The sequence below is a fragment of the Segatella copri genome (genome assembly GCF_003465495.1).
Taxonomy (GTDB): domain Bacteria; phylum Bacteroidota; class Bacteroidia; order Bacteroidales; family Bacteroidaceae; genus Prevotella; species Prevotella copri_G.
On record NZ_QSAV01000069.1, the window covers coordinates 1 to 9,804 of the forward strand.

11 protein-coding genes are annotated in these 9,804 nt (G+C 44.0%); 1 reads left to right on the forward strand and 10 read right to left on the reverse strand.

Features of this window, described 5'->3' with window-relative positions:
* Nucleotides 1-79: 79 nt before the first annotated feature.
* The 10 genes from DWV53_RS14320 to DWV53_RS14360 all read right to left on the reverse strand — a co-directional run bounded on the left by DWV53_RS14320 (nucleotide 80) and on the right by DWV53_RS14360 (nucleotide 7,905).
* Complete coding sequence (locus tag DWV53_RS14320; RefSeq protein ID WP_147468814.1) at nucleotides 80-367, reverse strand: hypothetical protein; 288 nt, start codon at nucleotides 365-367, stop codon at nucleotides 80-82.
* Between the two features lie 616 nt (nucleotides 368-983).
* The gene (locus DWV53_RS14325) at nucleotides 984-1,385 is read right to left on the reverse strand and encodes an N-acetylmuramoyl-L-alanine amidase (RefSeq protein ID WP_118155259.1); all 402 of its coding nucleotides are present in this window, start codon (nucleotides 1,383-1,385) and stop codon (nucleotides 984-986) included.
* Nucleotides 1,373-1,867 (reverse strand): DUF5675 family protein, encoded by a 495-nt coding sequence (locus tag DWV53_RS14330; protein WP_147468815.1) that lies wholly within the window; start codon nucleotides 1,865-1,867, stop codon nucleotides 1,373-1,375. The genes DWV53_RS14325 and DWV53_RS14330 overlap by 13 nt, the downstream gene beginning before the upstream one ends.
* Nucleotides 1,868-1,992: 125 nt before the next feature.
* Entirely contained in the window at nucleotides 1,993-3,693 is a 1,701-nt protein-coding gene (locus DWV53_RS14335; RefSeq protein WP_259319006.1) for a YfjI family protein, read from the reverse strand.
* A 51-nt stretch (nucleotides 3,694-3,744) separates the two neighbouring features.
* On the reverse strand, nucleotides 3,745-4,491 hold the full coding sequence (locus DWV53_RS16250) for a hypothetical protein (protein ID WP_259319007.1): 747 nt from the start codon (nucleotides 4,489-4,491) through the stop codon (nucleotides 3,745-3,747).
* Between the two features lie 12 nt (nucleotides 4,492-4,503).
* On the reverse strand, nucleotides 4,504-4,914 hold the full coding sequence (locus DWV53_RS14340; RefSeq protein ID WP_118155264.1) for a hypothetical protein: 411 nt from the start codon (nucleotides 4,912-4,914) through the stop codon (nucleotides 4,504-4,506).
* 108 nt (nucleotides 4,915-5,022) lie between these two features.
* On the reverse strand, nucleotides 5,023-5,301 hold the full coding sequence (locus DWV53_RS14345; protein ID WP_118155266.1) for a DUF3127 domain-containing protein: 279 nt from the start codon (nucleotides 5,299-5,301) through the stop codon (nucleotides 5,023-5,025).
* Between the two features lie 157 nt (nucleotides 5,302-5,458).
* The gene (locus DWV53_RS14350; protein WP_147468816.1) at nucleotides 5,459-5,752 is read right to left on the reverse strand and encodes a hypothetical protein; all 294 of its coding nucleotides are present in this window, start codon (nucleotides 5,750-5,752) and stop codon (nucleotides 5,459-5,461) included.
* 299 nt (nucleotides 5,753-6,051) lie between these two features.
* Nucleotides 6,052-6,966 carry a hypothetical protein gene (locus DWV53_RS14355; protein ID WP_118155270.1) on the reverse strand — a complete coding sequence of 305 codons (915 nt, stop codon included), beginning with the start codon at nucleotides 6,964-6,966 and terminating at the stop codon, nucleotides 6,052-6,054.
* 12 nt (nucleotides 6,967-6,978) lie between these two features.
* On the reverse strand, nucleotides 6,979-7,905 hold the full coding sequence (locus tag DWV53_RS14360) for a hypothetical protein (RefSeq protein ID WP_118155272.1): 927 nt from the start codon (nucleotides 7,903-7,905) through the stop codon (nucleotides 6,979-6,981).
* A gap of 1,086 nt (nucleotides 7,906-8,991) precedes the next feature.
* Between DWV53_RS14360 and DWV53_RS14370 the strand changes: the two genes are divergently transcribed.
* Nucleotides 8,992-9,666, forward strand: a complete 675-nt coding sequence (locus DWV53_RS14370; protein ID WP_118155276.1) for an HU family DNA-binding protein — start codon at nucleotides 8,992-8,994, stop codon at nucleotides 9,664-9,666.
* Nucleotides 9,667-9,804 lie beyond the last annotated feature (138 nt).

Sequence of the window (9,804 nt, forward strand, 5' to 3'; positions counted from 1 at the left end):
CGCTTCCTTCCTGACTGTAATCGGAATGAGATATTATCACGCTCCAATTGCGCACAGGTTGAAAGCGTGGCTATCATTATCAAACGCCACTTACGTATATCTCCTTCTCTGACTCATTTGAAGAACACGAAACCTTGGCAACACTATCATCAGAAGAAGTTGCTGATACTTTACCTTTAGCACCATTAACATTCACCTTGCTGCCACTATCGGTATAGGTTGTAAGAGTGTTAATAACAATCTGCTTACCAGTAATTATATCACCGGCTACTTCATCTTCAGTGAGCTGAATTCCAGAATCATCATCGCTACAACTTGCCAAACAGAGCAAAGCTGCTAATGCCATAAGAATCATTCTAATTTTCATACGCTTCTTGATATTAAAGGGTTATAACTATTCTATAAACGCAAAAGAAATCAAAAACTTGCATGAGATTTCAAGATTATGTTATTCCTTGGGTTATTTCATCAATACAGGCTTATTATCGTAGCCGTTCATCTTGTTTGTCACTATTGTCGTTCCAAATAACCTCTGGTTCATGTATAGTTTGCAATGGTACTTTAACAATAAAATTGCCCATTGTCTGCAACTCATTGACTGTAATACATGAAGTGGTGCGATTAAAATTATCGAAAAAAGCAACTGTGGAATAATATTTTTTAAGATAATAGTTTGCTCTAATCCAATTTAAATCTGTATCTTTGCAACCAGATAAGCGTTCTGTAACACAAGAAACGGAAGAGGCTGAGAAACAATGCATTGCATTTGTTTCCAGAATCTTACAAAAAAGGCTAAAAAGGAGCGGTACAACTTCATCGCTAACAGGCTGAGAATAAGCACATTACATTTGTTGCTCATTTTCTCTGCACTTGTAAAAAGGGTAGTTGTACCGTTTAAAAGATAAAAGCTTAACTATCAGCAACATCCACATGTTGCATCGGAAAATAAGTATAAATAGGGAACGCAGAGCGTTCCCTATCTGTTAGCCCCACTCCTTCTTCACATCAAAGCAGGGACAAGCCTTGTTGGCAAATTCATTATGACCATGAATCGTGGCTAATGGATATTCCTCCTTCAGCTGCTCGATGAGCGAGCGCATTGCCGCTTTCTGGTCTCGGGTTCTTGTGTCCTTCGGCTTGCCTTTCTTCGATAAGCCGCCGATGTAACAGACGCCTATACTGATGGAATTATGGCCCTTGCAATGGGCGCCAACCTCCTCTATCGCACGGCCTACATGAATGCTGCCGTCACGATAAATCACGAAATGATAACCTATGCAGCGCAGCCCGCGCTCCCGGTGCCAGCGGTCAATATCCGCTACGGTGAAGTTGCGACCTTCCTTGGTCGCACTGCAATGAATGATGATTTCCTTTATCTTACGCATGATAATGATTTTACGGATGATTTGAAAGGTGATAAATACTTAAGCGGAATCGCATCAAAGCCCCAGTCTCTGATAACGAGCGTGATGTGCTCCCTGTTCTTGATTGCTTCATCCACCTTCTCGCAAAACTCCGAGAAGTATTCCTCAGAATGAAGCACAAGCCCCGAAATGTAGGATCTGCCCAGAATGATGCTGCCATACATTAATTTATAAGGACCATTGCCCGGAACGAAGAACGGCTTGCGGATAACAGACTTCGGAACTCTGCCGTTTTCCTTCAGAATAACAGGCATGATTCTGCTCTTCTCATCATCCCTCAGAAACTTCGGGTTGGAAACCGGCACAAGTGCCAGTCTGTAAGCATCAGCTTTCAGATAGCTCTGAGGGCGCTCCAATGTTCCGCAGAAAAACTTACCGTTAATGACCATTGTGCCATCAACTCCCCATGGAGTGAAACGGCGGCGGAATATACAAATATGCATGATAATTTACAATTAATAATTAATAATGAATAATTGGTTTAAGGGTGGTCATTAAGGCTGGGTTCAGACCCGAAAACCTTAATGACCTTAATGACCTTGACCTTAATGACCGGAAATGACCGGATTTAAACCGTAGATGCTACTTTCTGATAACGTGAATCGGGCAGAATATTGATGAGTCCCTGTCGCTTCCAGTTCTTCAGCATCTGTCTTACAGCCTCGTGCGTAACGTTAGCGCCCTTGATGGCAACACTCTGCTGCTGAGCCTGTTCGAAAGTGAAGGTTACGTCTAAGCGCTCAAAGATAGTATCGTTTCTTCCACGACGTATACGGTCAGCAGGTGCCTGTCCGCAATAATCCTTGGATGAGAAAGCAGCTTCGATACGACTGCGAAAGAAATAGAGCGCATTCTCCAGCTGATAGTTAGCCAGAACATCAAAGGCTGAAAGCATGCTCGGTGTCTGCATTTTCACAATCATTTCCTTCCACAAGAGAGGATTCTCCTTCAATCTTGTTTCTGCCTCTTCCGCTCCAAGTTTCTGTATCAGCGATTCTGCCACTTTGCAGAGCATGATGCACGCCATCATTCTCATCGTGGTAGGACAGATACGAAAACGCTGGCGTGCTTTCACTTTGTCATCATCTTTCATCGTCTCCAGTCTTATCTGCTCCAGCCATTCCCTGCCCTTGGCTTCCAGCTTAGGCAGTTCTACTTCGCCTGCCATCATGGGTAACAGATGTGCTATCTGCAGAATATTGCTTTGCTGGCGAGGTGTAAGCACGAAGAGGTTATCTGTGAGCGGGGTGAACGTGTTGTCCGGCGTTCGCGCCACGACAATACGGCTCTGGAAACCATCCGTATAATTGTTCACTACTCGATAAAGTGCATCCGGAGTGCCGCACATCACCACATTCCATAACAGTCTGTCTATATGGACATTCACCGCATCTGCACTTCTTGCCTCACGCTCATAGCTCGTTCCGTCGTAAGCCTGTCTTAACATGACAGAAAAGTCGCTCATCGCTGATTTCCACTTCTGCGCTACGGTGTCAGCTTCCGGTGTAAATGAGAAGGCGTGTTTGCCTTCAGTATTCGCCAGTCTTTCAGCAAGATTCGCCACCGTATTGTTCAGTGTCAAGCATCTTACCGGCAGTTTCGGCTCTTCCGGCTGCTCCTTCTTGTTTTTAGCCGCACGCTTCTTGGCTCTCCATTCATCCTCCTTCTGCTGGTATATTTTGTCCATTACTTTTACTTCCGAAGTCCAGACATTAATTACCGGATCAATGCTTCCCTTGCCTGATGCAAAATCACCGGCAATGTAAGAGATGAGGTTGAGCGAATTCATCTTGCCGTGAATGGAGATTTTCACGCCAGTAGCCAGCATTCCGATGACAGGACAGATAGCGGTAATCACGGGTAAAGCAAGTGTCGGCCCTACAGCATTAACCGAGTCGCGTACTCCCTGCGGCAATTTGGGCAAGGCTTTGAAATAGAACAGTTCGTCCTGGGCATTTGCCTCATCCAGTGCATTGATCAGTTCCTCGTTCTCCTTAAGCGTTACGCCTTTCAGAGTAGCTTGCTTCAACTTTTCCTGTCTCAGCGCAGCCAGTACATCTTTCAGTCGCTTAGGCATTTGCGTAAGTTTTTCTCCGAGTGCCGACTTGATGCAAGCCATCTTCTCCTGCTCAGAAAAACCATCATAGCAGGGAATAATCTGAGCCATCAGATTGCCATCAAAGCCGCAGATGTGGCGCAGGTTCACAGCCAGCTCAAAGGTCAGCGTATTGCGGTTGGAGCGCATCGGCTCCTGCCCGTCATTATACATCTGCCACCACTTCTTAATGATTTCGCCATAAGGAATCCCGAGGTAATTGTCCTAAGAGACAGAGGGAGTCGAAGCTGATGAAGCAGCAGAGGAGGACGCAGCAGAAGAAGAAATTCTCGAATCCTTAAATTCCTGACTCTTTAAAGCCACCTGAGAATTCTGAATTTCCTTCCAAGGCTCGTAATGCTTGTTTGCCTTGTGCGCTCCTTCCGGCAGTTCCTCCTGTCCGTATCTTTCACGCTCTTCCAGGACCTTCCCTTCAGCTGCCACGGCAGCCTCATCATATTCATCCTTGAAGAGCCGTGGCGAAAGGAAGAGCAGATCTTCGCCATCCGATGAGGTCGTGAAATAAACCCGATTGATGTCGTGAGCCGAAGTATCCATTTCGCACTTGAGCATCGTAGCAATCCTCACCTGATTCTCCAGAACCGTCTTGCCCTTTTCGCGCTCAAACACCGCATGTCCGCCTTGTCGTGCGCTGCGTTCCAGCATCAGCAGTCCGTACTTGTCCGGTTCCTTCAGCAGCAGCTGGGCAGCCTTGGCAAAAGCCTCCGGCTCATCCATATCAAATCCGAAAGCACCGCTTGGCAGTTTCATTCCCTTCACCACACCTTGCGGATAATGGCCGGAATAATTAAACTGCACCAGTCTCCGTTTCGCAGCATCGTTTCCGGCACGAGCCAGGCGAAGATTCGCCTTCTGCTCATTGCTTCCACGCAGCTGCTTATACTCCTCTTCCGAAGTGATGGAGCGGGCAACCTTGTGCCCATTCTCCAACTTAATTAAATAACAACTCATCTATCTTATTACTTATCGTTTTAATTGATAATCCACTAAAGCATCAGCCCCTTCTGCTGACTCAACAGCCAGCGTTTGGGCGATGTTGAGTCCCTCATGGCAGAACACCTTCAGCGTGAGCTGAATAGCCCCATCCTTGGTCTTGCTCAAACGACCATGCGCCAGTTTCTTAATCAGTTCCGACTGGCTTTTCGGCTTAGAAACTGCTACGAAATCAAATGTTCCGTCTTGCATTTGCTGAGCCACGCCATGACGGCGAAACGCTTCTACAACACCCTGATTTACAGAATCAGGACTGAAGAGGAAATACTGCTTATCATCATAGTAAGCCATTCCACCGAGCTGCACATGCTGGCAGCCGTTATTATTCACCTGCTGGTTCTGAACATTGTTCTGAACCTTATTATTTTTCTTTGCACTCATAAAATCTTAAATTAAAATTGAAGATGAACGAAAGAAGTGTCGTAAGTTTCAGTTTGCGCAAATTATCCCGGGACAATTCTCACGCCACCTATTTCAATTCAAGATTAATTACTTGCCAAGTTTCTCAATGTCCGTAACCAGGATATCCTGATAAACCTGACCATTATACTCACGAGTCGTAAACCGGAGCGTTACCGCCACCAGTTCGCCCTGAGCATACTTACACTGGGCCATATTACCCAGCATTGCCGCAGCATACTGGTTCTCATACTTGCCGCCCATCTCCTGGAGAACGATGTTGCATTTCATCATCTGTCCGTTCTCACTTTTCTGACTCTGTACAGCGAAAGCCTCGCCCTGCTGCACCACTCTCGTTAGTATGTTCATAATCTATTAACTGCAAGACCTCGCCTTCCTTTCAAGGCTGATTAGTTCCAACTCCGATCTTGCTGAAAGCTGGTGCAAAGATAAGAAGTCTTTGAATGCGCTGGAACAGTTGGTGGAAGAATCCCCCCTCATCTTTCCACTGCTTTTCTCTTTCTCTCTATTTCAGCTCAGCTTCAAGGATATTTTTCATCACGACAAGCAGGCTGACTGCTCCATTGGCGCCACTGGTAATACGCCGATTATATTCCTTATTAATTAAGTCGAAAAAAAGTTTCAGATAGAATCGTTCCGTCACTTTCTTCACTTTCTTCTCATCTCTGATATTTCTTAGAGTATGGAAGTTAACGCCCTCATTGAGATTCACCAGCTGGCTATGCGTATAGCCCAGTTCCACTACGGCAGCATAGGCAATGCCCAGCGCCGTTTTCTCATGCTTCTTATTATCTGCCATGATTCCTGATCGGTTTGCGAGAGAAGCCGTGGATTCCCGATGGCCATCTTCAATCACGTTGTGAGGTTCCCCGCCTCCGCTCAGGTTAATACTAAAATAAAAAAACTCGGAAATGAGAAACTGATTCCCAAATCCGAGCACAAAGATAAGAATATTAGTCTGTAGATAAAAATACGCATAAAAAAATAAGGAGGCTATTTCTTATCAGCTGCTTATCTGCTGGTAATCAGACAGAAAGAGGGCGCTGACAGAATTATTCCATCAACGCCCTCATTATCTTTATCTGTAACAGCTGCTTTTTATCCGATTGCAGATAATATGAATTGCTTTATTTTAGCATGCATTTCTTTGGTTAAAGTAGTATTACTGGATCCAAAATCGGCATGGTTTCCAATATAGGCTCTCACGTTCACTCCTACAGCATCGCTGATTGTTTGGATACTTCCTGCTAACACGAAACCATCACCATAAGGAGTAACATGCAATATGCCAAGAACATTCGCTACTAGCTTCAGATTATGCCCCCATGAATTTTTTCGAGGCTGTATCTCATTAAGCAAAAGAGAAATTTCTTGTTCAGCAAAAATATTCCTCCAAATATTTTTGTAAACATCCCAGTCTATATTCAGAAAGCCTCTGATTCCCCGTGTGAGTTTCTCTATCTCTTCTACGCATCTCTCCACTTTTACCTTAGCTTCTTCGTCCATCAATTCCAAAGGAGATTTAACCTCCATATAGTCTGTTATGGGCAAAACAATCTTGTTTCCTTCGTTATCGTAGCGACGATGCTTGAATGCCTTGATCAACTTCTCAGTGAAAGATCTTATTTTCGGATTCATCAGAAGATGAGCCAAGACCGAACACACAGCTCGATTCGGATTTTGCACAGCAGCATCATCCTCATTACTGGATTCTGCATCACACATTTGAGTGAAGAGTACAGTAAGAATGATGACAGCGGTTTTTTCTGACTGATGCCGATTCTTTAGTTCGCCATAGAGAAATTCTACCTCATTATCACGATGTTCCTTGATTGCAGACAGCTTCTGGCGAATCATTTCCGTTTCACTCCATACTTCTACAGCATTTAGACCGTTCAGTTGTTGCTCAAGCAAACAGAGAATCCATGTCCAGGTTCTAAACAAATCATCGCCCCTATAACGGGCACGTAAGGAGGTAAGTCTCTCCTCCGAAAAACGTTCAAACTTTTCCATCCCCTAATCAGCTTAATGAGTAAATGTATCCGGCATATCCTTCATAAAACTCTTCACCTTATCCATAGCAGATTGTCCCATGCCAGGAATCGGCTGTGCTCCGATTACCAGATTATTAAACACCTCAGAATCGAGTTCACGCACCACGAATTGGTTTTTGCCGCATAATATAGCCTTTCCTTTTTCACCATTTGGAAGCATCTTTATCCATGCTCCCGCTCCTGATGCGCCTGCAATAAGTGCAGTCTGGCGCGAATTTTCCGGATCGATTTTTACCGCACCACCTTCGTTTGCACCGAATGTAAAATCAAGATCACTATCCCAATCCTCACGGGCAGTTTTGAGATATTTATCCATCACTTTGGTCAGACGATCTAAATTGAGATGAGGGAAATGAAAAGTCACTTTACTGAAGCCATTAGGGTATTTTTTCAGCATATCCCAAAACACATTCGAACTGTAAACCGCAGATAGTTCAACCTTCAACAGTTTACTCTTCAGCAGTTTGCAGAAGGATGCTTCGAGAATATTAGCCACAGTTTTTGTATGGCTGAAAGCCGTAGATTTTCGCTCTATAGCGATGCGTTGGATTCCTGGGCGATTGTCGATGATGACCAAACAATTTCTATAATCAGCATATTTTTGAGACATCAGGTGTTCGTCGGTAATCGTTACGTTTGTAACATTTGCCACACGCATCACATAGACATTATCTTGTGGTTTCACTATTTGTTTGTGCCAGTATGGTTTCTTTCTGGCATTCTCAAACGGGAATGGTTTCTCGAAATCAGCCAGCAAAAGCTCTTCAAGCAATAGCTGGCGATTTTCAAATGATTCTTGCACATTTACTTTTACCCAGTCGGGGAACTCAAGTTGATATTCTTCGTTAGGTCTTATGATGCGTAAGAAATTGTAGTTGTAAATTGCAAATCCAGACATGGTCTTCTATGTTTATTTATTTGTTTATAAGTTTATTCAAGTTTGAATTTTATATTTATAGCCTGCTTTTTATAGCAGAATTGCCTTCAAAGGTACAAAATAATTGCGAAACATCTACATTTTATTATAAATATTAACACAAAAATGTAGAAAAAGACTTACCTAGGGATTTTAACCTTTTATACAAGGAAATGAGTATAAAAGCTGATTATGTAAATAATGCTTACCGCCCAAAACAGAGCAATAGTAAAGGAAGAAACTATGCAAAGGATAATGATATAAAACATACTTATGATAGCCATGTTCGATATTTTTACTCTTCTATATAAAGAAGCAAAAGAACTGATATCAAAGTGGTTTTATAGATTTCCAAAGGGAAAAACGCAAAATGCTCTTCCTCACATCAATTCATGCTCCAAAGAAAGGGCATTTATGGCGGAAATGAGAGTGAAGGGAAGGCGAAAAGTGGGGCAAAGAAGCAACGATATTGTAGGAAAGGACGCTGACATATGTAGCTTATTCCTATACATTTATATACAGACAAAAATAAAAATGCTTTATTATAAATCATTAATGCAGAACAAATTACAAGTACAGTACTAGCATTAAAAGAGTATTAATTAAAGCCTCAGAATCCGGTCATTAATGCCCGGTCATTTTCGGTCATTAAGGTTTTCGGGGGCGAAAAAGAGAGCTATAATATAATATTAAAATATTTAATATATATTATAGGGGCTAAATGACCGGAAGTGATTTTTCTTAATGACCGATAATGACCGGTCACTAATGACCGGATGCAGCCCGTTGCCATGACACTCTTCACCTACTCTCGAAAGACTTCATTTCACAAGATTCCGGAAAACTGAATTCAAGTTGCCGGAAAAGTATTGCTTCCTACTGCGCTTTTTCGTACCTTTGCACCAGCAATCGAAAGAAAGCTATTTTGTACCTAAAGGCGGTCATCTATGAAGACCGAGACAGGGAGCAAAAGATGACAGGCGCCGGTCATCAATGAAGACTCTGAAAAGGACAAGAAAAAGCATCTGGGAAATTGTGATTAATAAACTCTTTAAAGCATAACATAGTATGATTAATTACAGCATCGTAATGCGTAGCGTGAACGCAAATCTTCTGGAAATCAACCAGGCTAAGTCACGCATCAACCAGGCAAAGAAGGAGGGTACTACCCCTGACCCAAAGGACCTGGAACTCGTGAAGACTGAGAAGCAGAATGCTTTCGCCATCTCACAGTACACCGACATCATGACCATCGAGAAGTTTGCCAAGCACATCACTTCGCATGGAAGTGTTTATTCAAGAGCCGACATCAGCGCCATCCTCTACATCGCCGTAGACTGCATGCGTGAGATGTTGCTCGAGGGCAAGAAGATTCGTCTGGGCGACCTCGGTGATTTCTCTCTCCTTCTCACCTCGAAGGGTGCCGAGGATGCCGACAAGTTCACTGCTCAGAACATCACCGGTGTGAAGGTTCAGTGGGAGCCAGGTCAGGAGTTCAAGAACCTTCGCGATGACGCCGAGTTCAACCTCGTAGCCAGCCGCAGCGCTCAGGCAGCCGTTATCAAGGCGATTAAGGAGGGTAAGACCAACGTTGACCTCAATGCCCCAACTACTCCGGATAATACGCCAGGCGGTTCTACCCCAGGTGGTTCAAACAGCGGTCAGACGGGCAGCGATGGCCAAGGCTCTGAATCAGGCGGCGGCACTACCGGCAAGGACGATACTGGCGACGGCCTTGAATAGCCCAAGGATAGACTGGCTAGGGTGCTAGCCCCTAGCCCAGCCTATCCGCCCCCCAAAAAAGTAAACACTAAACATTAAACACTAAACACTAAGAAAGATGAAAGCGAACACTTGGAAAACAATTCTTCAGATAGCCAT

Bases quoted from the DNA above. Each gene is read 5' to 3' on its own strand.
- DWV53_RS16250 (WP_259319007.1), bottom strand. From the start codon at position 4,491: ATGAGTTGTTATTTAATTAAGTTGGAGAATGGGCACAAGGTTGCCCGC.
- DWV53_RS14370 (WP_118155276.1), top strand. From the start codon at position 8,992: ATGATTAATTACAGCATCGTAATGCGTAGCGTGAACGCAAATCTTCTG.
- DWV53_RS14335 (WP_259319006.1), bottom strand. From the start codon at position 3,693: ATGTATAATGACGGGCAGGAGCCGATGCGCTCCAACCGCAATACGCTG.
- DWV53_RS14320 (WP_147468814.1), bottom strand. From the start codon at position 367: ATGAAAATTAGAATGATTCTTATGGCATTAGCAGCTTTGCTCTGTTTG.
- DWV53_RS14325 (WP_118155259.1), bottom strand. From the start codon at position 1,385: ATGCGTAAGATAAAGGAAATCATCATTCATTGCAGTGCGACCAAGGAA.
- DWV53_RS14355 (WP_118155270.1), bottom strand. From the start codon at position 6,966: ATGGAAAAGTTTGAACGTTTTTCGGAGGAGAGACTTACCTCCTTACGT.
- DWV53_RS14330 (WP_147468815.1), bottom strand. From the start codon at position 1,867: ATGCATATTTGTATATTCCGCCGCCGTTTCACTCCATGGGGAGTTGAT.
- DWV53_RS14360 (WP_118155272.1), bottom strand. From the start codon at position 7,905: ATGTCTGGATTTGCAATTTACAACTACAATTTCTTACGCATCATAAGA.
- DWV53_RS14350 (WP_147468816.1), bottom strand. From the start codon at position 5,752: ATGGCAGATAATAAGAAGCATGAGAAAACGGCGCTGGGCATTGCCTAT.
- DWV53_RS14345 (WP_118155266.1), bottom strand. From the start codon at position 5,301: ATGAACATACTAACGAGAGTGGTGCAGCAGGGCGAGGCTTTCGCTGTA.
- DWV53_RS14340 (WP_118155264.1), bottom strand. From the start codon at position 4,914: ATGAGTGCAAAGAAAAATAATAAGGTTCAGAACAATGTTCAGAACCAG.